21 protein-coding genes and 4 tRNA genes are annotated in these 20,873 nt (G+C 58.5%); 12 read left to right on the top strand and 13 right to left on the bottom strand.

What is annotated here, in order from left to right:
- Nucleotides 1-54: 54 nt before the first annotated feature.
- Nucleotides 55-1,071 carry an outer membrane protein assembly factor BamD gene (locus ACA043_RS25240; RefSeq protein ID WP_187679215.1) on the bottom strand — a complete coding sequence of 339 codons (1,017 nt, stop codon included), beginning with the start codon at nt 1,069-1,071 and terminating at the stop codon, nt 55-57.
- 151 nt (nt 1,072-1,222) lie between these two features.
- On the opposite strand from ACA043_RS25240, the gene rluD reads away from it, so the two are divergent.
- From rluD to ACA043_RS25205, 7 genes are all read left to right on the top strand, one after another.
- Nucleotides 1,223-2,185 (top strand): 23S rRNA pseudouridine(1911/1915/1917) synthase RluD, encoded by a 963-nt coding sequence (gene rluD, locus ACA043_RS25235; RefSeq protein ID WP_401268484.1) that lies wholly within the window; start codon nt 1,223-1,225, stop codon nt 2,183-2,185.
- Nucleotides 2,182-2,904, top strand: a complete 723-nt coding sequence (gene pgeF, locus ACA043_RS25230; RefSeq protein ID WP_497658122.1) for a peptidoglycan editing factor PgeF — start codon at nt 2,182-2,184, stop codon at nt 2,902-2,904. The genes rluD and pgeF overlap by 4 nt, the downstream gene beginning before the upstream one ends.
- 129 nt (nt 2,905-3,033) lie before the next feature.
- Nucleotides 3,034-5,598, top strand: a complete 2,565-nt coding sequence (gene clpB / locus ACA043_RS25225; RefSeq protein WP_401268480.1) for an ATP-dependent chaperone ClpB — start codon at nt 3,034-3,036, stop codon at nt 5,596-5,598.
- A gap of 295 nt (nt 5,599-5,893) precedes the next feature.
- A tRNA-Asn gene (locus ACA043_RS25220) sits at nt 5,894-5,969 on the top strand.
- Nucleotides 5,970-5,978: 9 nt separating this feature from the next.
- Nucleotides 5,979-6,055, top strand: a tRNA-Pro gene (locus tag ACA043_RS25215).
- 5 nt (nt 6,056-6,060) lie between these two features.
- Nucleotides 6,061-6,136: transfer RNA gene (locus ACA043_RS25210), tRNA-Lys, on the top strand.
- A gap of 97 nt (nt 6,137-6,233) precedes the next feature.
- Nucleotides 6,234-6,310 (top strand) — tRNA-Pro (locus ACA043_RS25205).
- 122 nt (nt 6,311-6,432) lie between these two features.
- On the opposite strand, the gene ACA043_RS25200 is transcribed toward ACA043_RS25205, so the two are convergent.
- The 5 genes from ACA043_RS25200 to ACA043_RS25180 all read right to left on the bottom strand — a co-directional run bounded on the left by ACA043_RS25200 (nt 6,433) and on the right by ACA043_RS25180 (nt 9,808).
- Entirely contained in the window at nt 6,433-6,840 is a 408-nt protein-coding gene (locus ACA043_RS25200) for an HvfA family oxazolone/thioamide-modified RiPP metallophore (protein ID WP_187679219.1), read from the bottom strand.
- A 230-nt stretch (nt 6,841-7,070) separates the two neighbouring features.
- Nucleotides 7,071-8,369: an NAD(P)/FAD-dependent oxidoreductase gene (locus ACA043_RS25195; protein ID WP_489881338.1), complete on the bottom strand. Its 1,299-nt coding sequence runs from the start codon at nt 8,367-8,369 to the stop codon at nt 7,071-7,073.
- A gap of 63 nt (nt 8,370-8,432) precedes the next feature.
- A complete protein-coding gene (locus ACA043_RS25190; RefSeq protein WP_003228304.1) occupies nt 8,433-8,606 on the bottom strand; it encodes a DUF3094 family protein in 174 nt (57 codons plus the stop codon).
- A gap of 51 nt (nt 8,607-8,657) precedes the next feature.
- Complete coding sequence (locus ACA043_RS25185; RefSeq protein WP_489881339.1) at nt 8,658-9,185, bottom strand: MOSC domain-containing protein; 528 nt, start codon at nt 9,183-9,185, stop codon at nt 8,658-8,660.
- On the bottom strand, nt 9,182-9,808 hold the full coding sequence (locus tag ACA043_RS25180; RefSeq protein ID WP_003228301.1) for a DUF1780 domain-containing protein: 627 nt from the start codon (nt 9,806-9,808) through the stop codon (nt 9,182-9,184). Before ACA043_RS25180 ends, ACA043_RS25185 begins: the two co-directional genes overlap by 4 nt.
- 148 nt (nt 9,809-9,956) lie before the next feature.
- Here ACA043_RS25180 and ACA043_RS25175 point away from each other — a divergent pair, with 148 nt between their 5' ends.
- The 3 genes from ACA043_RS25175 (at nt 9,957) to ACA043_RS25165 (ending at nt 11,373) form a co-directional block, all read left to right on the top strand.
- Entirely contained in the window at nt 9,957-10,406 is a 450-nt protein-coding gene (locus ACA043_RS25175; RefSeq protein ID WP_497659679.1) for an FAD/FMN-containing dehydrogenase, read from the top strand.
- On the top strand, nt 10,403-11,092 hold the full coding sequence (locus ACA043_RS25170) for an energy-coupling factor ABC transporter permease (protein ID WP_187679223.1): 690 nt from the start codon (nt 10,403-10,405) through the stop codon (nt 11,090-11,092). The genes ACA043_RS25175 and ACA043_RS25170 overlap by 4 nt, the downstream gene beginning before the upstream one ends.
- 65 nt (nt 11,093-11,157) lie before the next feature.
- Nucleotides 11,158-11,373 (top strand): hypothetical protein, encoded by a 216-nt coding sequence (locus tag ACA043_RS25165; RefSeq protein WP_007959584.1) that lies wholly within the window; start codon nt 11,158-11,160, stop codon nt 11,371-11,373.
- Nucleotides 11,374-11,379: 6 nt separating this feature from the next.
- Here ACA043_RS25165 and yacG read toward each other — a convergent pair whose 3' ends face one another.
- Genes yacG through pilB form a run of 5 tightly spaced genes read right to left on the bottom strand, consistent with a single transcriptional unit; the run spans nt 11,380 to nt 15,991 of the window.
- Nucleotides 11,380-11,580 carry a DNA gyrase inhibitor YacG gene (gene yacG / locus ACA043_RS25160; RefSeq protein ID WP_007959585.1) on the bottom strand — a complete coding sequence of 67 codons (201 nt, stop codon included), beginning with the start codon at nt 11,578-11,580 and terminating at the stop codon, nt 11,380-11,382.
- Nucleotides 11,577-12,200, bottom strand: a complete 624-nt coding sequence (gene coaE, locus ACA043_RS25155; protein WP_489881340.1) for a dephospho-CoA kinase — start codon at nt 12,198-12,200, stop codon at nt 11,577-11,579. Before coaE ends, yacG begins: the two co-directional genes overlap by 4 nt.
- Nucleotides 12,197-13,069, bottom strand: a complete 873-nt coding sequence (locus ACA043_RS25150) for a prepilin peptidase (protein ID WP_497658121.1) — start codon at nt 13,067-13,069, stop codon at nt 12,197-12,199. Before ACA043_RS25150 ends, coaE begins: the two co-directional genes overlap by 4 nt.
- Before the next feature lies 1 nt (nt 13,070).
- The gene (locus ACA043_RS25145) at nt 13,071-14,288 is read right to left on the bottom strand and encodes a type II secretion system F family protein (protein ID WP_497658120.1); all 1,218 of its coding nucleotides are present in this window, start codon (nt 14,286-14,288) and stop codon (nt 13,071-13,073) included.
- 2 nt (nt 14,289-14,290) lie between these two features.
- A complete protein-coding gene (pilB, locus tag ACA043_RS25140) occupies nt 14,291-15,991 on the bottom strand; it encodes a type IV-A pilus assembly ATPase PilB (RefSeq protein ID WP_497658119.1) in 1,701 nt (566 codons plus the stop codon).
- Nucleotides 15,992-16,217: 226 nt separating this feature from the next.
- Here pilB and ACA043_RS25135 point away from each other — a divergent pair, with 226 nt between their 5' ends.
- Nucleotides 16,218-16,649, top strand: a complete 432-nt coding sequence (locus tag ACA043_RS25135; protein ID WP_187679228.1) for a pilin — start codon at nt 16,218-16,220, stop codon at nt 16,647-16,649.
- 297 nt (nt 16,650-16,946) lie between these two features.
- Nucleotides 16,947-17,303, top strand: a complete 357-nt coding sequence (locus ACA043_RS25130) for a BON domain-containing protein (protein ID WP_103306538.1) — start codon at nt 16,947-16,949, stop codon at nt 17,301-17,303.
- Between the two features lie 226 nt (nt 17,304-17,529).
- Here the strand turns inward: ACA043_RS25130 and ACA043_RS25125 are convergent, their stop codons facing one another.
- Both ACA043_RS25125 and ACA043_RS25120 read right to left on the bottom strand, forming a co-directional pair.
- The gene (locus tag ACA043_RS25125; protein WP_401268456.1) at nt 17,530-17,826 is read right to left on the bottom strand and encodes a DUF2845 domain-containing protein; all 297 of its coding nucleotides are present in this window, start codon (nt 17,824-17,826) and stop codon (nt 17,530-17,532) included.
- Nucleotides 17,826-20,777: a DUF748 domain-containing protein gene (locus tag ACA043_RS25120; protein ID WP_497658118.1), complete on the bottom strand. Its 2,952-nt coding sequence runs from the start codon at nt 20,775-20,777 to the stop codon at nt 17,826-17,828. Before ACA043_RS25120 ends, ACA043_RS25125 begins: the two co-directional genes overlap by 1 nt.
- Nucleotides 20,778-20,873: the final 96 nt, after the last annotated feature.

Below are 20,873 nucleotides of genomic sequence, written 5' to 3'. Positions count from 1 at the left end.
CGGTCATGAAAAAGGGAGATCCGAAGATCTCCCTTTTCTGTGCATCCGGTGTGATCAGTCGAACACGCCGAAAGTCATGTAGCTGAACCAGGAACGGTCGGTGTCGCTCGACTCAGGCTCCGGCTCTTCGATCACGTCACCGTTCTCGTCTTTAGGCTTCAGCTCGTTCGGGATCGCGTCTTTCGCGTCCTGGAACTGCTTCTGCACGTCCTGGTTGGCGCGGGTCTCTCCCGGCGGCAGCGGTGGACGCGATTCGATCAGACCCAAAGTTGCCTTGCTCAGGAACGAACGGTTGTCGGCTTCGGCAACCCTTGGCACGAACTGGCCATCTTGCAGGCTAGGGTGGTTCGGGTAGTTGAGCTTCAGGGTTTCCAGGCTGCTGGCCGCCAGTTCGTCCAGGTGCAGACGCTGATAGGCTTCGGTCATCACCGCCAGGCCGTCACCGACCGATGGGGTTTCCTGGAAGTTTTCCACGACATAACGACCACGGTTGGCAGCGGCAACGTACGCCTGACGGGTCAGGTAATAGTCGGCCACGTGGATTTCGTAGGCCGCCAGCAGGTTGCGCAGGTAAATCATGCGCTGCTTGGCGTCCGGCGCGTAGCGGCTGTTCGGATAGCGGCTGGTCAGCTGGGCGAACTCGTTGTAGGAGTCGCGGGCAGCGCCCGGGTCACGCTTGGTCATGTCCAGCGGCAGGAAGCGCGCCAGCAGGCCGACGTCCTGGTCGAAGGAAGTCAGACCTTTCAAGTAATACGCGTAATCCACGTTCGGGTGCTGCGGATGCAAACGAATGAAACGCTCGGCGGCGGACTTTGCAGCTTCCGGTTCGGCGTTTTTATAGTTGGCGTAGATCAGCTCCAGCTGTGCCTGATCGGCGTAGCGACCGAACGGATAACGCGACTCCAGAGCCTTCAGCTTGGCTGTGGCGCTGGTGTAGCTATTGTTGTCCAGGTCAGTCTGAGCCTGCTGATACAGCTCGGCTTCACTGAGGTTTTCGTCTACGACTTCCTTCGATGAGCAAGCAGCGGTCAATGCGAGGATGGCGATCAGCAGCAGGTGTTTCACTTGCATGGCGGCTTGCGTCCCTATGACGGCCGCTGTCTTGGGCGGGGCCGTCCTGTTATGATGAGCGCCCCGTTGAAAAGCCTCGGGGCAAAAGACGCCGTATTTAACCACAAGCGCGCAGCCGAAACCAAAAGCTGTGCCGACGCCCAGTCAGAGCATGTCCGATAAAATTGAACTTCGCGCAGAGGTGCCGTCCGAATTGGGCGGCCAACGCCTCGATCAAGTCGCCGCCCAACTCTTCGCTGAGCACTCACGCTCGCGCCTTTCCGCCTGGATCAAAGAAGGTCGCCTGACTGTGGACGGGACGGTCATCCGCCCGCGCGACATCGTGCATGGCGGTGCCATCCTTGAGCTGACTGCCGAGCAGGAAGCCCAGGGCGAGTGGATCGCCCAGGACATCGAGCTCGACATCGTCTATGAAGATGACGACATTCTGGTGATCAACAAGCCTGCGGGCCTGGTGGTGCATCCGGCTGCCGGTCACGCCGATGGCACCTTGCTCAACGCCTTGCTGCACCACGTGCCGGACATTATCAATGTCCCGCGCGCCGGTATCGTGCATCGTCTGGACAAGGACACCACCGGTTTGATGGTGGTAGCCAAGACCATTCAGGCGCAGACAAAGCTTGTGACTCAATTGCAGAGTCGCAGCGTGAGCCGGATCTACGAGTGCATCGTGATTGGCGTGGTGACCGCCGGTGGCAAGATCAACGCCCCGATCGGCCGTCACGGCCAGCAGCGTCAGCGCATGGCAGTGATGGAAGGCGGCAAGCCTGCCGTCAGCCACTACCGCGTGCTGGAGCGTTTCCGTTCCCACACCCATGTACGGGTGAAACTGGAAACCGGTCGTACTCACCAGATCCGTGTACACATGGCGCACATCAACTTCCCGTTGGTCGGCGATCCGGCGTACGGCGGTCGTTTCCGCATTCCGCCTGCTGCGAACCTGAACATGGTCGAAACCCTCAAGAACTTCCCGCGACAGGCTCTGCATGCGCGTTTCCTTGAGTTGGATCATCCGACGAGCGGTGAGCGCATGAGCTGGGAATCTCCGTTGCCGGAAGACTTCGTCTGGCTGCTGACCCTGCTAAAGCAGGATCGCGAGGCCTTCATCGGATGAACTGGCTGACGCCGGACTGGCCTGCGCCGGCCAGCGTCAGGGCCTGTGTCACCACCCGTGAGGGTGGTGTCAGCGAGGCGCCGTTCGACAGCCTCAACCTGGGCGATCATGTTGATGATCGTCCCGAGGCTGTTGCCGAGAACCGTCGGCGTTTGACTGATCACTTCTCTATAAAGCCTGCCTGGTTGCAGCAAGTCCACGGCATTGCCGTGGCGCATGCGGATCCTGCCGTTGTTGCGACTGCCGACGCCAGTTGGACTGCCACTCCTGGAATTGCCTGCGCTGCAATGACGGCCGACTGCTTGCCAGCGTTGTTCTGTGATCGCGACGGTACTCGCGTGGCAGCGGCCCATGCCGGTTGGCGTGGTCTGGCGGCGGGCGTCCTCGAAGCCACACTCGACACGCTCGATGTCCCGGCGCAAGAGGTTCTGGTCTGGCTCGGCCCAGCCATCGGCCCACAAGCCTTTGAAGTCGGCCCGGAAGTTCGGGAAGTCTTCATCAATCAATTGCCGGAAGCGGCAAGCGCCTTCGTGCCGAGCCACAATGCTGGCAAGTTCATGGCTGACATCTATTTGCTGGCGCGCCTGCGACTGGCAGCGCGTGGTGTCACAGCGGTTTACGGTGGCGGTTTCTGCACCGTGACCGATCCGCGCTTCTTTTCTTACCGCCGTGCATCTCGCACTGGTCGGTTCGCCTCCCTGATCTGGCTGACCCGCTAGACTTGCCTGACCTGCATCAACTCTCCGCCGCTTGAATCTCGCAGAATCGACCGCATCTACAGTGGTATCTGGCAGGTTTCTTTATTCAGGATGGTTTTAGGTCCGGCCTGCTCAAAAGGAAGGTGACCCATGCGTATAGACCGTTTAACCAGTAAATTACAGTTGGCATTATCCGACGCCCAATCGTTGGCTGTCGGCCACGATCATCCGGCCATTGAGCCGGCGCACTTGATGCAGGCCATGCTTGAACAGCAGGGTGGTTCGATCAAACCCCTGCTGATGCAAGTGGGTTTTGACGTCAACAGCTTGCGAAAAGAGCTGACCAAAGAGCTCGATCAATTACCGAAAATCCAGAACCCCACCGGCGACGTCAACATGTCGCAGGATCTGGCGCGCCTGCTCAATCAGGCTGACCGTCTGGCCCAGCAGAAGGGCGACCAGTTCATCTCCAGCGAACTGGTGCTGCTCGCCGCGATGGACGAAAACAGCAAGCTCGGCAAGTTGCTGCTCGGCCAAGGCGTGAGCAAAAAGGCCCTGGAAAACGCGATCAACAACCTGCGCGGTGGCGACGCCGTCAATGATGCCAACCACGAAGAGTCGCGTCAGGCGTTGGACAAGTACACCGTCGACCTGACCAAGCGTGCCGAAGACGGCAAGCTCGATCCGGTGATCGGGCGTGACGACGAAATTCGTCGCACCATTCAGGTTCTGCAACGCCGCACCAAGAACAACCCGGTGCTGATCGGTGAGCCTGGCGTGGGTAAAACCGCGATTGCCGAGGGTCTGGCCCAGCGCATCATCAACGGCGAAGTGCCGGACGGCCTCAAGGGTAAGCGTCTGCTGTCGCTGGATATGGGTGCGCTGATTGCGGGTGCCAAGTACCGCGGTGAGTTCGAAGAACGCCTGAAATCGCTGCTCAATGAGCTGTCGAAGCAGGAAGGGCAGATCATTCTGTTCATCGACGAACTGCACACGATGGTCGGCGCGGGCAAGGGCGAAGGCTCGATGGATGCCGGCAATATGCTCAAGCCAGCGCTGGCGCGTGGCGAGTTGCACTGTGTCGGCGCGACCACACTCAACGAGTACCGCCAATATATAGAGAAGGACGCGGCACTTGAGCGGCGCTTCCAGAAAGTGCTGGTGGATGAGCCGAGTGAAGAAGACACCATCGCGATCCTGCGTGGCCTCAAGGAGCGTTACGAGGTCCACCACAAGGTTGCGATCACTGACGGCGCGATCATCGCGGCGGCCAAGCTCAGCCATCGTTACATCACTGATCGGCAGTTGCCAGACAAGGCCATCGACCTGATCGACGAGGCTGCCAGCCGTATCCGCATGGAGATCGACTCCAAGCCGGAAGTGCTTGATCGTCTTGAGCGTCGCCTGATTCAGTTGAAGGTCGAATCACAGGCGCTGAAGAAAGAAAGCGATGAAGCGGCGATGAAGCGTCTGGAAAAACTCCAGGAAGAAATCGTTCGTCTTGAGCGTGAGTATTCGGATCTGGAAGAAATCTGGAACTCGGAAAAAGCCGAGGTACAGGGTTCTGCGCAGATTCAGCAGAAGATCGAACAGTCCCGTCAGGAACTGGAAGCCGCACGCCGTAAAGGTGATCTGAACCGCATGGCCGAGTTGCAGTATGGGGTGATCCCGGATCTGGAGCGCAGCCTGCAAATGGTCGACCAGCACGGCAAGAGCGAAAACCAGTTGCTGCGCAGCAAGGTGACTGAAGAAGAGATCGCCGAAGTTGTGTCGAAGTGGACAGGCATACCGGTGTCGAAAATGCTCGAAGGCGAGCGCGACAAGCTGATGAAGATGGAAAGCCTGTTGCACCAACGTGTGATCGGTCAGGACGAAGCGGTAGTGGCGGTGGCCAACGCGGTACGGCGTTCCCGCGCCGGCCTGTCTGACCCGAACCGTCCAAGTGGCTCGTTCATGTTCCTCGGTCCGACCGGTGTCGGTAAAACCGAGCTGTGCAAGGCGTTGGCCGAATTCCTCTTTGATACTGAAGAGGCGATGGTGCGGATCGACATGTCCGAGTTCATGGAGAAACATTCCGTGGCTCGTTTGATCGGTGCGCCACCGGGATACGTCGGTTACGAAGAGGGCGGTTATCTGACCGAGGCGGTTCGGCGCAAGCCTTACTCGGTGATCCTGCTGGACGAAGTCGAGAAGGCGCATCCGGATGTGTTCAACATTCTGCTGCAAGTGCTTGAGGACGGGCGTCTGACCGACAGCCACGGCCGTACGGTGGACTTCCGCAACACTGTGATCGTCATGACCTCGAACCTCGGTTCGTCGCAGATCCAGGAACTGGTCGGTGACCGTGAAGCCCAGCGTGCAGCTGTAATGGATGCGCTGACGTCGCACTTCCGGCCGGAGTTCATCAACCGGGTCGACGAAGTGGTGATCTTCGAGCCTCTGGCGCGGGATCAGATCGCGGGCATTACCGAGATCCAGTTGGGCCGTCTGCGCAGTCGTCTGGCCGAGCGTGAGCTTAAGCTGGAGCTGAGCCCGGAAGCGATGGACAAGTTGATTGCTGTCGGTTACGACCCGGTCTATGGCGCTCGTCCTTTGAAACGGGCGATCCAGCGCTGGATCGAAAACCCGCTGGCGCAGTTGATCCTGTCGGGGCATTTCCTGCCCGGCGCGACGGCGACCGGTGCCGTTGTGAACGACGAAATCGTTTTCAACTGAGCCGCAGCGTCAATGAAATAGGGAAGGCCTCGCATTGCGAGGCCTTTTTTTCGCCAGGCTGTTGAACTCAAAGGAAAAGGCTTGTAAAGTGCGCCCCGCAGTCAGTCACCCACAAGGTTTCAGCTCACTGAGCAGGAATCTGAAATAAGTTGCAAATCATTAACTTGAAAGCAATTTAGGGGGTTGACAGAGGTGATCTAGGTTGTAGAATAGCGCGCCTCAGACACACGAACGCAGCGATGCGAACGGAGTCTAAGAGCTGTAAGTTTCACCGTTGTAAATTGAAATATGTAGTTCCGTGATAGCTCAGTCGGTAGAGCAAATGACTGTTAATCATTGGGTCCCAGGTTCGAGTCCTGGTCACGGAGCCAATTTCAAACCGGGGTATAGCGCAGTCCGGTAGCGCGCCTGCTTTGGGAGCAGGATGTCAGGAGTTCGAATCCCCTTACCCCGACCATTTTTGGGTCGTTAGCTCAGTTGGTAGAGCAGTTGGCTTTTAACCAATTGGTCGTAGGTTCGAATCCCACACGACCCACCATTTTTGAAACCAGTTTGCACTGGGATCGAATCTTAAGATCAGAGGCCAAAAGCGCTGATCGAAGAAGGCGATCTTTGAAAGGTCGCCTTTTTTTTACCGGGGTATAGCGCAGTCCGGTAGCGCGCCTGCTTTGGGAGCAGGATGTCAGGAGTTCGAATCCCCTTACCCCGACCATATTAAAAATCCTCGTATCGAAAGATACGGGGATTTTTTTTGTCTGGCGGTCAGGGCCTGGCACCAGACGTAAAAAAGCCGCGCCTCCTTCAGGGAGAGCGCGGCTTTTTGTTTTCAGCGAATCAGACGCCGTCTTGATCTTTCAGATGCTCGAACAGGCCCTTGGGCATCTTCTTGCCATTGGCTTCGAAGTTGGCCTTCACGTTGTTGTAGGCCTCTTGCTCGTCGATGAAACCGTCATGGTTGGTGTCAATCTTGTCGAAATCAGATTTCGGCGCGACTTTGAGGAATTCGGCACGGGAAACCTTGCCGTCTCCATCGGAGTCGGTCTTGGCCATCGACGCATCGCCACACTTGCCTTCACCGCATTTGCCTTCCGGTGTCTTTACCGATGTTTCTGCCGAGGCAACCATATAGCCCTGAGCCAGTGGCTGGGCGGCAAACACCGAGCCGGACAGCATCAGACCACCCGCCAGTGCGGCGCCGATCAGGCCAATGGATTTTTTACCGAGAGTCGAAGTACGGGACATTACATTCTCCTACGGTTGCACAGTGCAACCACATGTTAAGGACGACATCCGGAGCAGAGGTGCTCGGGTGAGGCCATTAGGCGGTGGCGGTGTATCGCGACTGTGTCGTGGAGCGGGGGAGTTTGTAAGCGAAGGTGGGGAAGGTGGGGCGGAGATACAGTCAGACACATATCTCCCAATCAACATGAAACACTGTGGGCGCGAGCTTGCTCGCTCCCACAGTTCTTACATCAATGCAGCTTCAGACGCGGCTCAGTCCCGCGACCAATCTTGCTACCGAGCATCAACATCGCCGTGCGGAATGGCCCGTACAGTGCCATTTGGTGCATGCGATACAGCGACACGTAAAACATCCGCGCCAGCCAGCCTTCAAGCATCACGCTGCCGGTCAGGTTGCCCATCAAGTTACCCACAGCCGAAAAACGCGACAGCGAAATCAGCGAGCCGTAGTCGGTGTACTTGTACTCCGGCAGAGTCTTGCCTTCGATGCGCAGCTTCAGCGATTTGGCCAGCAAGGATGCCTGTTGGTGTGCAGCTTGCGCACGTGGCGGCACGTTGCGATCCGAACCCGGTTGCGGGCACGCGGCGCAGTCACCGAAGGCGAAAATGTTTTCGTCCCGGGTGGTTTGCAGCGTCGGCAAAACTTGCAGTTGATTGATGCGGTTGGTTTCCAGGCCGTCGATGTCCTTGAGGAAACCCGGTGCACGAATGCCGGCCGCCCAGACTTTCAGGCTGGCTTTGATCTCGTTGCCGTCGGCGGTAATCAGGCTGTCGGCGGTAACTTCGCTCACCGACGCATTGGTCATCACGTTGACCCCGAGTTTCTCCAGAGTCTTGTGTACCGGCCCGCTGATACGCTCCGGCAGGGCCGGCAGCACCCGTGGCCCGGCTTCGATCAGGGTGATGTGCATGTTTTCCGGTTTGATCCGGTCCAGACCGTAAGCCGCCAGCTCATGGGCGGCGTTATGCAGTTCTGCCGCCAGTTCGACGCCCGTGGCGCCGGCGCCGACGATCGCCACGCTGATCTGTTCGACCACATCGGTTTGCCCGGCGTGCGCACGCAGATAGTGGTTGAGCAGTTGCTGGTGGAAGCGCTCGGCCTGTTTGCGGGTGTCGAGGAAAAGGCAGTGCTGCGCCGCACCCTGGGTGCCGAAATCGTTGGTGGTGCTGCCGACGCTGATCACCAGCGAGTCATAGGCCACTTCGCGGGCCGGCACCAGTTCCACGCCGTTTTCGTCGTAGGTGGCGGCTAGCTGAATTTTCTTCGCGGCACGATCAAGCCCGCTCATGCGCCCCAACTGGAACTCGAAGTGGTTCCATTTGGCCTGGGCAACATAGTTGAGTTCGTCTTCGGAAGAGTTCAGCGATCCGGCGGCCACTTCATGCAACAGTGGTTTCCAGATGTGCGTCAGGTTCGCGTCGACCAGCATCACACTGGCCGTGCCGCGCTTGCCCAGAGTCTTACCCAGACGGGTAGCCAACTCCAGACCGCCGGCGCCGCCGCCGACAATAACAATACGATGGGACATAGGGATAACTCGCAAGGTTTTTAAAGGAAATCGGTGCGGTTACCTTCGCGAGCGCCAGGCAGCTCATAGCGTCAGATAACTTATAAGTCGGCTCAACAGGCCCAGACCAATGGTCACTGCCAGCACCAGCACCAGGAGCATCCACGGCCGGAAAGGCCGGCGCTCGACACGGTGTTGGGACAATTGCAGGTACTCTTCGACATGCTTTTGGTCTTCGGGGTTCAGGCGGCTGGTCATAAAGGCCTCGTCAGGTAGACGTTGCTGAATGTGCAGAAGCTACAGCGGTTTTCAACCGGGGTTGAACGCAGCATAGCCGCTGTCCGGAACCGGTTCGACAGACACACCGTCGTCGAGGCGAATGATCCCGCTTTGTAACACCCGTGCGGTGATTCCGCCATGCCCGCGCACCGCTTGGAAAGTGCCGGGGCCGAGGTTGTTTTGCAGGCGGGCGCAAGGCTGACACCAGCCGGTGGTCTCGAAAATTGCCTGACCGATGCGAAAGCGCCGACCCTTGAGGCTGAACAGGTTGATCCCACTGATAACGAGATTGCGCCGCAGATCTTCAGGTTTGACCGGTTGATCGGCCGGGCGGCCCATCAGCGCGCTGATCACCGCGAGGTGTTCAAACTGGATCAGCGTCACCTGCCGCGCGTTGCGCACGCCGGGGCGGGCGTGATCGCCAGTCAGTCCGGCTTCCAGCCGCGCTTCCACAGCATCGAGTTCGATCATTGGCCCACGGGATTCGGGACGCACGCCAATCCAGCGCACTCGGCCGGTTTGCGGAACATCGGCGATCAATTGCTGAAGCGGCGTCACAGGCTGATTCCAACATCAAACACGATGCTTCTTCCAAGGTTGCTGCGCAGAAAGTCCGGTGCATCGGGGTGGGCGAACAGCACGCGGGCGAATGTCGGGCCGACAAGGGACAGCGAGCGCCAGCCCTGACGCAAATATTCGGTCGGTGGTGGAAAGTGGCTGTTCAGATCCAGCACTTCGCGCTTGAGGCTGGCGAAGGCGATGATATCCAGTTCGCCCAGATCCATGCCACGCTCTTTGTAGTTGTGGGCTTTCTTGCGCAAGGTCGGCGCCAGTCTGAGCAGGAATTCATTGGCCGGAATCCGTCGCGGCTTGGCTTCTCGGCGCACCAGTTGGCTGAGGGAGAATGCACTGCGTCGCCGCTGCAATTCGTCGCGCCATTCGTCGTTGAGTCGGCGGCCTTCGTCGAGAACGAAGAACACTTCGAAGTTGGCATCACGAAACAGCACGTCCGGTGGCTCGCCGGCAGGGGCGAACTCGTCGGCGCGGTAGGGAATGTTCAGGCCTTGCAGCAGGCGCTGGCAGACCCAACGCTCACGCTCCCATTTGCGGGCATTGGACAGGAACGCGTTGGCCTGCTCGGCCGCGATGGTCAGCAGGCGTAAATAATCTGAGTCATCCATAGGCCCAAGCTTAGCGTTCAAATGCGGCAAGCAGAAAGCCTTGCGTGGCAAAGTGCGTCAGTGGGCAGTCGAGAATGGCGGTGTAGACTCAATACAGCCGAGTCATTACGTCAAACCAAGGGGACTTATCGTGAAATTTCGCTGGCTAATGGTGTTTGCTCTTGTCCCGCTGTGGGCCCACGCCCTCGAAAACGGCGACCGACTTGCCCCCTGGACGCTGCTGGATCAGTACGATCAGGCCTACACGCTCGATAACGGCACCACGACGCTGTTGGTGGCGCGGGACATGGATGGCGCCAAGCTGATCAAGGAAGCCATGAAAGATCAGCCCAAGGGCTATCTGGAGGCGCGCCACGCGGTGTTCGTTGCGGACATCCAGCGCATGCCGGCGCTGATCGCCAAAATGTTCGCCGTGCCCGCCATGCGGGACTACAGCTACCGGGTCATGCTCGACCGTGAGGGCCGGGTCGCGTCGCGCTATCCCGGCGCAGAAGGGCAGGTGTTGTGGCTGCAATTGAAGGACGGTCGGCTGCTCGAACAGCATGAGTACGCCAACGCTACCCAACTGCGCGAGGCACTGGAGAAGGCGCGGCCATGATCGGTGTCGAGGTGCTGTCGACTGAAAGCCTGGTAGTGGGCTGGCTGATTTATCTGCCGGTGCTGCTCTGGGCGATCTTTCGCGCACCTTGGGTCGAGTTGTTCAGCGACATCCGCCGTCAGCACTTGTTGTTCGGCACAGTGTTCGCGTTGTTTCTGTTGTGGCTGGTGCGCAGGGATTTCGACACCGGTGTGTCTTATCACTTCATCGGCATGACGGCCGTGACGTTGCTGCTGGACTGGCCGCTGGCGATTGTCGGCGGGTTGATCGCTCAGATCGGCCTGGTGCTGCTCGGGCGTCAGGATCTCGCGGCGCTTGGGGTCAATGGCGCTTTGTTTATTCTGCTGCCGGTGCTGATTACCGAATGCGTGGCGATCCTCGTCGAGCGCGCTCAGCCGCGCAATCCATTTGTGTATATCTTCTGTTCCGGGTTTCTGGCGGCTGCGCTGTCGGCGTTGATGTGCCTGCTGTTGAGCCTGACGCTGCTCTGGTACGACGGTCTCTTTGCCATGCCGGAGTGGCTGGAAGACTTCATCGGCTACCTGTGGCTGATCATTTTTCCCGAGGCATTCATCAACGGTGTGGTGATCAGTGCGCTGGTGGTGTTCAGCCCTGAGTGGCTGGAGACCTTCAATCGCACGCGCTACCTTTCGGCGCCGTGGAAGGACGACGATCCGAAGTCTTGATCCACATCAAACCAGCCCGGCAAGCGTCATTTCATGCTCGTGCAAATCCCTTCAGGAGCAGCGGCATGAGTGTGTACGAGTGGGCGAGACAGGAAACACGGCAGAGTCTGGAGATGGCGCAGGAGGTGGGGTTTGATCCGGGACTGAGCCTGCGGGCCTTGCTCAGTGCGGTGGTGCAACAGAGCAAGGCTGTGCGCAATGCCGAAGACCTTGCCGACGAGTTGCGCTTTCTGGCGGAAAACCTCGACGACGATCAGGACTACGGCTTCATGCGTCCTTGAGCGGGATCAGTGACGCGGGTCGAAATCGCCGGAAAACAGTTCATCCTCGGCATCCGGGGCGACCGGAATCTTGTGTTCCTCGGAGGCCCACGCACCGAGGTCGATGAGTTTGCAGCGATCGGAGCAGAACGGGCGGAATTTGTTCTCGGGCGTGAATTCCACGGGTGCGCCGCAGGTTGGGCATTCTACGGTTGGGATCTGGCTCATGATTGGCCTCCACTTAAAGTCAGGTAAAAGTCATGCAGGCGCTCGACCTCGCTGTGCAGCCAGGCGAGGTCGCGGTCGTTGACCACCACGTCGTCGGCACGGCTCACACGGTCTTCGCGGCTCGACTGGGCCTTGAGGATCGCCTGAACTTGCTGTTCGCTGGTCTGGTCACGCTGCAAGGTGCGTTCGATCTGCAGTTGTTGCGGGGCGTCGATCACCAGGATGCGCTGAGTCATTGCGTATTGCCCGGATTCGATCAGCAGCGGTGATACCAGAATCGCGTAAGGCGATTTTGCCAGCGCCAGGTGATGGGCGATTTCCTCGGCGATCAACGGATGCAGCAGGGCTTCGAGCCAGCGGCGTTCCTCCGGAACCTCAAAGATCAGTTTGCGCAGCGCGGCGCGATCCAGCGTTCCGTCCGCTTGTAACACGCCAGCGCCAAAGTGTTCGGCAATCTTCGCCAGCGCCGGACGCCCCGGTTCGACCACCCAGCGCGCCGCGTGATCGGCGTCGACCACATGAATGCCGAGGTCGATAAAGTGCTGGGCCGCGGCGCTTTTGCCGCTGCCGATGCCGCCGGTCAGGCCGAGAATCCAGGGTTTTTCCACAGGGGTATTCATTTCAAACCGACAAACTGCCAATAGAAGTCGGTTATTTGACCACCCCAGAGCAAGGCAATCCAGCCGGCAATTGCCAGATAGGGGCCAAACGGGATTGGCGTCGAGGTTTTCTGGTCGCGCAGGCGCAGCAAAATCACTCCGATGATCGCGCCCACCAGCGATGAGAGCAGGATCGTCAGCGGCAAAATCTGCCAGCCACCCCAGGCGCCGAGCAGCGCCAGCAGCTTGAAATCACCGTGGCCGATGCCGTCTTTGCCGGTCAGCAGTTTGAACAGCCAGAACACCGACCACAGCGCCAGATAACCGGCCACCGCACCCCACAGCGCATCGTGCAACGGCACGAACAGCCCGAAACTGTTGACGATCAGCCCCAGCCATAACAAGGGCAGCACCAGCACATCGGGCAGCAATTGGTGATCTGTGTCGATCAGGCTCATCGCCAGCAAGCCCCAGGTGAGGAAGATCAACAGGCACGCTTGCCAGCCGAATCCCAGGTGCCAGGCAATGAACGCCGAGAGCAGGCCGCAGGCCAGTTCCGTCAGCGGATAGCGTTTGCTGATCGGCGCGGCACACGCGGAACAACGTCCGCGCAGCCACAGATAACTGAGCAGCGGAATGTTTTCCCAGGCGCGGATTCGATGCGCGCAGTGCGGGCACTCGGAGTGGGGAAGCATCAGGTTGTAGGTCGGCAGCGGCGTTTCGCCGGGAAGACCTAGTACGTCCTGGGCCTGCTGGCGCCAGTCACGCTCGAGCATCTTTGGCAGACGCCAGACCAGCACATTGAGAAAGCTGCCGACCACCAGCCCAAGCAACAGCGCGGTGAAGACAAAAGCCAGCGGATAGAGGACAAACAGTTCGTCGATAGGCATGTCAGATCGCTGAGCCGAGTTGGAAGATCGGCAGGTACATGGCCACCACCAGACCACCGACGATCACCCCCAGGACCACCATGATGAACGGCTCCATGAGGCTGGTGAGGTTGTCGACCATGTTATCCACTTCGTCCTCGTAAAACCCTGCGACTTTGGCGAGCATCTCGTCCAGCGCGCCGGACTCTTCGCCGATTGCGGTCATCTGCACCGCCATGTTGGGAAACACGCCGGTGGTGCGCATCGAAAAATTCAGCTGCATACCGGTGGAGACATCTTGGCGGATCCGCAGAATCGCTCTCTTGAACACGACGTTGCCAGCGGCACCGGCCACCGAATCCAGCGCTTCGACCAGCGGCACCCCGGCGGCGAAGGTAGTCGACAGGGTTCGGGCGAAACGAGCGACGGCAGATTTGTACATCAGCGTGCCCACCAGCGGCAGCTTCAGCAGCCAGGTGTCGCGACGGTCGCGCAAGGCCTGGGAAGTTTTCAGCGCATGTCGAATGCCGAAAAACGCCACGACCAGAAAGATCAGAATCGCCCACCACCATTGCTGCATGAATTCCGAGAGGCTGATCACCATCAGGGTAAAGCCCGGCAATTCGGCGCCGAATCCGGAAAATACCGACTGGAACTGCGGCACCACTTTCACCAGCAGAGTCCCGGTCACTATGGCGGCCACCAGCACCACGGCGGTGGGGTAGGTCATGGCCTTCTTGATCTTGGCCTTGAGGCTTTCGCTCTTTTCCTTGTAGGTCGCGACCCGTTCCAGCAACGTGTCGAGGGCGCCGGACTGTTCGCCGGCATCCACCAGGTTGCAATACAACTCGTCGAAATATTGCGGCTTTTTGCGCAGGGCGTTGGCGAAACTGTTACCGGCAGCGACCTCCTGTTTCACCTCGTCCACCAGTTTGCGCATGGCCGGGTTCTCGAAGCCCTCGCCGATGATGTCGAACGACTGCAACAGCGGCACTCCGGCCTTCATCATGGTTGCCATTTGCCGGGTAAACAGCGCGATGTCCCGGACCTTGATGCGGTTGCCGAAACTCAGAATCGATGCGGATTTTTTGCGCACCTTGCCCGGATTGATCCCCTGTTTGCGTAGTTGCGCCTTGATCAGGGCCGGATTAAGACCGCTCAATTCACCACTGAGTTTGCTGCCTTTCTTGTCCGTGCCTTCCCAGGCGTAGACGCTGATTTTCGCTGCCTTGCCCGCCATATTCAGTCCTTGGTGACCCGGTTGATTTCTTCCAGGCTGGTGATGCCTTGCATGGCTTTATGCAAACCGGAAGTGCGCAGGTCGTCGAAACCGTCGCGGCGCATCTGAATGTCGATTTCCAGCGAATTGCCCTCGGCCATGATCAGCCGTTGCAGGTCGGGTGTGTTCTTCACCACTTCATAAATCCCCACGCGTCCCTTGTAACCGCCGTTGCAGTGATCGCAACCGACCGGCTCGTAGATCGTGAAACTGCCGATGCGTTCCTCGGGGAAGCCTTCCTTGATCAGGGTTTCGCGGGGGATCTCGATGGCTTTCTTGCAATGGCTGCACAACTTGCGCGCCAGCCGCTGGGCGATGATCAGGCTGACCGAAGTGGCGATGTTGAAGCCGGGAATACCCATGTTGTGCAGGCGGGTGAGGGTTTCCGCCGCGCTGTTGGTGTGCAGGGTCGAGAGCACGAGGTGACCGGTCTGCGCAGCCTTGATCGCAATCTCGGCGGTTTCCAGGTCACGGATCTCGCCGACCATGATCACGTCCGGGTCTTGCCGCAGAAACGAGCGCAGGGCCTGGGCGAAATCCAGCCCCTGTTTAGGATTGACGTTGACCTGGTTGATGCCTTCCATGTTGATCTCCACCGGGTCTTCGGCGGTGGAGATGTTGATGTCGACGGTGTTGAGAATATTCAGCCCGGTATACAGCGACACGGTTTTACCCGAGCCGGTGGGGCCGGTGACCAGAATCATGCCTTGTGGCTGCTTGAGCGCGGCCATGTACAGATCTTTCTGCGCTGGCTCGTAACCGAGTGCATCAATGCCCATCTGCGCGCTGGACGGGTCGAGAATCCGGATCACCACTTTTTCGCCCCACAGGGTCGGCAGGGTGTTGACCCGGAAGTCGATCGACTTGCTCTTCGACAGGCGCATCTTGATCCGCCCGTCCTGCGGTTTGCGCCGTTCCGAGATGTCGAGGCTGGCCATGACTTTCAGGCGTGCGGCAATTCGCCCGGCCAGTTGGATGGGCGGTTTGGCTACCTCGCGCAAAATGCCGTCGGTGCGTACCCGCACTCGGTAGTTCTTTTCGTAAGGCTCGAAATGCAGGTCGGAGGAGCCGCTCTTGATCGCGTCCAGCAGCATCTTGTGAACGAAACGCACCACCGGCGCATCGTCGGCATCGAGTCCGCCGATGGCGTCCTGTTTGTTGTCATCGATGGCTTCGACATCAATGCCGTCGAGATCGACATCGGCCATGTCTTCGAGACCGCTGGCATGGGTGTCGAAGAATTTTTCGATGGCATCGATAAGCTTGTCGTCTTCTACCAGAATGGCTTCGGTGTTCAGCCCGGTGCTGAACTGAATGTCGTTGATCGCTTGATGATTGCTCGGGTCGGAAATCCCCACGAACAACTTGTTGCCGCGTCGCCACAAGGGCAGGGCGTGATGCTGGCGTACCAGTTTTTCACTGACCAGGCCTCTGGGCTGGGTTTCCTTGTCCAGACAATTGAGGTCGAGGAAAGCCATGCCGAAGTGCTCCGAGGCGATCTCGGCCACCTGTGAGCTCTTCACAAGTTTGTTCTGCACCAGATAGCTGACCAGTGACTGTCGATTGCGCTGGGCCTGTTGCCAGGCCTGCTGGGCGCTTTTTTCCGTAAGCAGTTCGGCCTGCACCAATTGCTTGGCCAGACCGCTCAGAGCGATGTCATTCATGGGGATTCCGCACGCTTGCAGTTCATGACTTATAGCGTAGTCAAGTGACAGCGCCAAACATGGCCGGTGCAGGTGACAAAAAGTGTCAGATAGTGCGGTTACAGGTTGTAGGAAGCTGCGTCGAGCGCGGTAACTGCCTAGTGCGCAGGGCATTGAGGCGCTTGGCATGGGCTATGCTCAGTCCTTCTCAGATCATGAGAATTCGACTCATGCATGGAGCGTGTCTATGAAAAAACAACAAGGCTTTACTCTGATCGAGCTGCTGATCGTTGTGGCAATCATCGGGATTCTGGCGACCATCGCCCTGCCGCAGTATTCGAAATATCAGGCGCGGTCGAAGGTGACGGCGGGGCTGGCTGAAATCAGCGCACTGAAAGTGCCGTTTGAGGACACCATCAATCAAGGGACAAACCCGACGCTTGCAATCGTGAAGGGTGATGCGGTCACTACCACTTCAAATTGTGCATTGACGGCTTCAGGTACGGCCGCTGACGGTGCGGGAACCATTGTTTGTACAATCGCTAATGCTCCAGCGCCAGTGTTGGGCAAAACTATCACGCTGACTCGTTCCTCCGGCACGGGCGCAGGCGTTTGGAGCTGTGGTACCACAGTGGCTCCGGACTACTCGCCAAAAGGCTGCACTGCCAGCGGTACATAATGTCAGGCCATTTCTGAAAAATGCCCCGCCAATGCGGGGCATTTTTCATTGCGCAGTGGTTCTCAAAAGCTTCAATAATTTCAGCACCTTAGGAACTTTCCGAAAAACCGCAACTTGCATGTGAATATTTCCCGAGTCATGCAATTTGCATGAATCCGTAATTTTGCAAAATTCATAAGTTGTTGATTTGTATGGTTTTTATGCTAATGGAAAAGTTGGCACAGCGTTCGCAATATCTCCAGTAACCCTGCTGACAAGACATCCAGCAGACTTTCCAGAAAAACAGGAGTTACTCGTATGAAGAAGTTCGCTATCACTGCCGCTGCTGCTACCGCGCTGACCCTGACCATGGCTTCCGGTGCATTCGCTCAATCCACCCAGGCTACCCAGGCTCCAATGACTCTGGCCGCCGGTGAAGTTACTAAAGCGAAAGAAGCTACTTCCGACACCTGGATCACTACCAAAGTCAAAAGCGACCTGGTAACCGAAAAAGGCATCCCAGGCACTGACATCAAAGTTGAAACCAACAAAGGCGTCGTGTCCCTGTCGTCGACTGTTGCAGTCACTGACGCTCAGAAAGCTACCGCTGTAGCGATCACCAAAAAAATCAAAGGCGTCAAAGCGGTCTCCGCTGACGGCCTGAAAGCCGAGTAAGGCATGACTTCTCGCCTGGACCGGGAGAAGGCGCGACAGACGGGCCGAGCAATACGTCTGCCGCAACTTTAGAGTTCATGCGAACGGTCACACGGAGGTGACCATTACAGGCCCCGGCACTTGTGTCGGGGCCTGTTCTATTTCCCAAGGCAAAAAGATCGCAGCCATCGGCAGTTCCTACATTGTTTTCCTGTAGGCGCTGCCGAAGGCTGCGATCTTTTGATTTTCAGTTGCCGCGTTTGCTGTTGATCTGGCGCAGACGATTGCCTTCAAAGCGCAGGTATTGATACATGCCGTTGCTCGGGCCGTAGGTCCATTCCTCGACCTGAAACTCTTCGCGGCGATTGGCGCTACGCTTGTAACCCAGCGCATCGCGACTGACCGGCTCTCCGCACTTTTGCAGTACTTCGCTTGCGCGGTCGCCAAGGCTGATCAGTTGGCTGCCGCAACGCAACGTATCCGACGCCGAGGCTTGGCCAACAACGAGTGTCAGTGTCATCACGGCCAGCCATTTGCGCTTCATCACTCGGCATCCAGATGCATTTGCGTCACCACCCGACCATCGCTTTCAGCCTCGCCCAGATTGGTGTCGATGAAGTACACGCGCTCGTCAGCCAGTTGACCTTTATCCACCAGATAATCCTTGATGCTGCTGGCGCGGTCCTGGCCCAACTGGCGCAGCAACACATCGCTGCCGCTCCAGAAATTGATCACGCCTTCGCGCATTTTCGCGGTGCGTTCTTCCTTGCCCAGATCCTTCCATTCGGCCGGCGGCTGAGTCTTCAGGCGAGTCCGATAGATGCCTTCGAGCAATGGGCCTTTCTCGCTGTCCGGCACTTCTATCAAGGAAGCCTGAGCCGGGACTTTATCGCCACGGCGCTGGAGCATCTTGTAGTAGTTGTACTGGTATTCACGTTCCAGGCGCTGCTCGGCGAGCAATGGCCCGTCGCTGCTTTTTGCGGCGGCGCCCTCGATTTCCAGGCGTAGGGCCGGACGTTCCTTGAGTGCCTGGGATAGCTTGATCAGTGCACTCTCGGCATCCTTGTTCAACTCGCTGGACCCCGGCGCGAACGACACTGTGCCGAGGTCTTCGGAACCGCCACCGCTGACAAGTCCGCCAATCATTTTGAAAGGCGCGGCAGCGGCTTTGACGATCAGGTTGCGCAGGGTCTGCCAGACAATCGGCATCACGCTGAACTGCGGGTTGTTCAAGTCGCCCGTCACCGGCAGTTCGATGGAGATCTTGCCGTCGACGTCCTTGAGCAACGCGATTGCCAATTTCAGCGGCAGGCTTGTCGCGTCCGGGCTGTCGACTTTTTCACCGAGTTGCAATTGCTCGACCACCACTTTGTTCTCGGCTTTCAACTGGCCTTTGGTGATCAGGTAATGCAGATCGAGGTTGAGTCGGCCCTTGCGGATGCGGTAACCGGCGAATTTGCCGGAGTAGGGCGTCAGTGTGGTCAACTCGACACGTTTGAAACTGGTGGTGATATCGAGGCTGGCCATCGGGTCGAACGGATTGACCGCGCCCTTGATGGTCACTGGCGCATAGCGATCAACCTTGCCCTTGATATCGACAGTGGCCGGTTTCACCTGTCGACTGTCGATGGTGCCGATCTGGCCGTTAAGTTGCTGGACGGCGGTGGCGAAGTTCGGGGTCAGGCTGAAGTCGGCGAAGTTGGCCGAACCGTCATTGATTGCGATGCCGCCGATGTGGATGCCCAGCGGTTTATCTTTGCTCGCCGGTTTGGCGGCGGCGGTTTTTGCGCCGCTGTCGGCAGGCTGAGGAATCAGCAGGTCGTCGATGTTGGTGGTGCGGTCATCGTTGATCATGAAACGCACATACGGCTGGAACAGGTTGACCTTGTCGATCGACAGGCTGTCGCCGTGCTGATAGTTCAGGCCTTCCACCACCACTTGCTGCCATTTCAGGAAGTCGCGGGTTTTCAGGGTGTCGAGGGTGTGCAGTTGATCGATCTGAGCCCGGCCGGTCACGCTGAGCGCCAGCGGGTCGGTGCTCTTGAGATTGACCTTGAGGTCACTGCCAAGCATGCCGCTGCGCAATTCGAGGCGAATGAACGGATTGATATAGGACTGTGCAACACGCAGGTCGATGTCCTGGGCTTTCACGTTGAGCTGGGCGGTGACCGGCGCGAGATTGACGACGCCGTCGGCCATGATCTTGCCTTGCTTGCCCAGCCCGGAATCGAGTTTAACCTTGAAGGGCGAACCGTTGAGGCTGTCGAAATCCTGCAAGTCAGCGTTCAGCGGGCCGACATCCAGCGCCACCGGCGGATTGGCCGAACGGTCAGCCAGATGCACCTGGTAGTTGCGCAACTGCACATCTTTGAGCAGCACCTGCCATGGCTTGCTCGGGGCAGTGGATTCAGCCTTGGGCGAATCGGCGGCGGCCGGCGTACTGGCCGGTTCGGCGGCGGCTTTGGCGGCGGGCTTCGACGGTTGGCTGGCGAACAGTTTCTGCCAGTCCAGTTGGCCGTCGGCTTCGAGGGCGGCCCAGGTTTCCAGTTTGTTGCTGCGGATCTTGCCGACCACTACTTGCTGTTTGGCCAGGTCCACGGTGGTGTCGCTGATGTCGAGGCGTTCGAGTTTTGCCAGTGGGCGCCCGTCCGGTGCCTTGATGGCGAACGGCGCGATGCTGACCGCAACGTTGTTCAGCAGCAGTTCGGTTTCTTTCGACAGGTTGAGCTTGTAGTCGGTGCTGAGGCTAACCACGCCGTTCTCCAGCACCAGTGGCACCGCATCACGCACGTACGGCCAGAAGGATTTCATCTGGCCGTCGGTAATTTTCAGTGTGCCTTCGGAGGCAATCGGGATCAGGCTGAAGTTGCCTTTCCAGTCGATCTGCCCACCGGCCGGGCCGGCGGCGACCAGCGTCATGTCGGCGCTGTCTTCAGGCAGGGTGCTGAGGTTTTTCAGTTCGAAGTCGAGTTTGTCGTAAAGGAACTCGATCGGCTCACTAGGGCGCGCATCCTCGAAATGCAGGGCGCCACCCGCCAGTTTGATCCGGTCGATGCGCAGCGGGAACGGTTTTGCATCCGGGTCGGTCGGAGTCGGTTCACTGGCCGGCAGCTTGAACAAGCCCAGCAGGTTGAGCTTGCCGTCTTTGGCGAAGAGGATTTCAGTCTTGGATTTGTCCAGTTCGATATCGGACAGGTGCAGCGCTTTTGTCCACAGGCTGTCGAGTTGCAGGTTGGCGTACAGGCGTTCGAAGCCGACCTGCTCTTTGCCCGGTTCGCCGATAACCAGGCCCCATAGGGTGACCTCAAGGCTGAACGGATTGAGTTCGATGCGCTGGATATGCGCAGGCACCGTGGCGTAGTTGGCCAGTTGCTGGTTGGCTACACGCAGGGCGATGCCCGGCAAAATCAGAAACCCCAGCAGGCTGTAGAGGGCCAGAGCGGTCAACAGGGCGCCAATCGCGCGAATCAATCCTTTGGGCATGTGCGGCTTCATCTGTCTGAATCGGAGTGCCTTGGAGTATGGCACGCGATTCTGGTTCCGAAGTACATGGCGTGGGACAGGATTGTTCAGATTTTTCCGCAATCGTTG

It is taken from the genome of Pseudomonas sp. LBUM1648 (assembly GCF_059716145.1).
Note: the sequence above shows the minus strand (reverse complement) of the source record. Positions and strands in the feature narration are given on the sequence as shown.

Excerpts from the sequence above, each read along its gene's own strand:
- ACA043_RS25240 (WP_187679215.1), bottom strand. The coding sequence starts at position 1,071 with ATGCAAGTGAAACACCTGCTGCTGATCGCCATCCTCGCATTGACCGCT.
- rluD (WP_401268484.1), top strand. The coding sequence starts at position 1,223 with ATGTCCGATAAAATTGAACTTCGCGCAGAGGTGCCGTCCGAATTGGGC.
- pgeF (WP_497658122.1), top strand. The coding sequence starts at position 2,182 with ATGAACTGGCTGACGCCGGACTGGCCTGCGCCGGCCAGCGTCAGGGCC.
- clpB (WP_401268480.1), top strand. The coding sequence starts at position 3,034 with ATGCGTATAGACCGTTTAACCAGTAAATTACAGTTGGCATTATCCGAC.
- ACA043_RS25200 (WP_187679219.1), bottom strand. The coding sequence starts at position 6,840 with ATGTCCCGTACTTCGACTCTCGGTAAAAAATCCATTGGCCTGATCGGC.
- ACA043_RS25195 (WP_489881338.1), bottom strand. The coding sequence starts at position 8,369 with ATGTCCCATCGTATTGTTATTGTCGGCGGCGGCGCCGGCGGTCTGGAG.
- ACA043_RS25190 (WP_003228304.1), bottom strand. The coding sequence starts at position 8,606 with ATGACCAGCCGCCTGAACCCCGAAGACCAAAAGCATGTCGAAGAGTAC.
- ACA043_RS25180 (WP_003228301.1), bottom strand. The coding sequence starts at position 9,808 with ATGGATGACTCAGATTATTTACGCCTGCTGACCATCGCGGCCGAGCAG.
- ACA043_RS25175 (WP_497659679.1), top strand. The coding sequence starts at position 9,957 with ATGGTGTTTGCTCTTGTCCCGCTGTGGGCCCACGCCCTCGAAAACGGC.
- ACA043_RS25170 (WP_187679223.1), top strand. The coding sequence starts at position 10,403 with ATGATCGGTGTCGAGGTGCTGTCGACTGAAAGCCTGGTAGTGGGCTGG.
- ACA043_RS25165 (WP_007959584.1), top strand. The coding sequence starts at position 11,158 with ATGAGTGTGTACGAGTGGGCGAGACAGGAAACACGGCAGAGTCTGGAG.
- yacG (WP_007959585.1), bottom strand. The coding sequence starts at position 11,580 with ATGAGCCAGATCCCAACCGTAGAATGCCCAACCTGCGGCGCACCCGTG.
- coaE (WP_489881340.1), bottom strand. The coding sequence starts at position 12,200 with ATGAATACCCCTGTGGAAAAACCCTGGATTCTCGGCCTGACCGGCGGC.
- ACA043_RS25150 (WP_497658121.1), bottom strand. The coding sequence starts at position 13,069 with ATGCCTATCGACGAACTGTTTGTCCTCTATCCGCTGGCTTTTGTCTTC.
- ACA043_RS25145 (WP_497658120.1), bottom strand. The coding sequence starts at position 14,288 with ATGGCGGGCAAGGCAGCGAAAATCAGCGTCTACGCCTGGGAAGGCACG.
- pilB (WP_497658119.1), bottom strand. The coding sequence starts at position 15,991 with ATGAATGACATCGCTCTGAGCGGTCTGGCCAAGCAATTGGTGCAGGCC.
- ACA043_RS25135 (WP_187679228.1), top strand. The coding sequence starts at position 16,218 with ATGAAAAAACAACAAGGCTTTACTCTGATCGAGCTGCTGATCGTTGTG.
- ACA043_RS25130 (WP_103306538.1), top strand. The coding sequence starts at position 16,947 with ATGAAGAAGTTCGCTATCACTGCCGCTGCTGCTACCGCGCTGACCCTG.
- ACA043_RS25125 (WP_401268456.1), bottom strand. The coding sequence starts at position 17,826 with ATGAAGCGCAAATGGCTGGCCGTGATGACACTGACACTCGTTGTTGGC.
- ACA043_RS25120 (WP_497658118.1), bottom strand. The coding sequence starts at position 20,777 with ATGAAGCCGCACATGCCCAAAGGATTGATTCGCGCGATTGGCGCCCTG.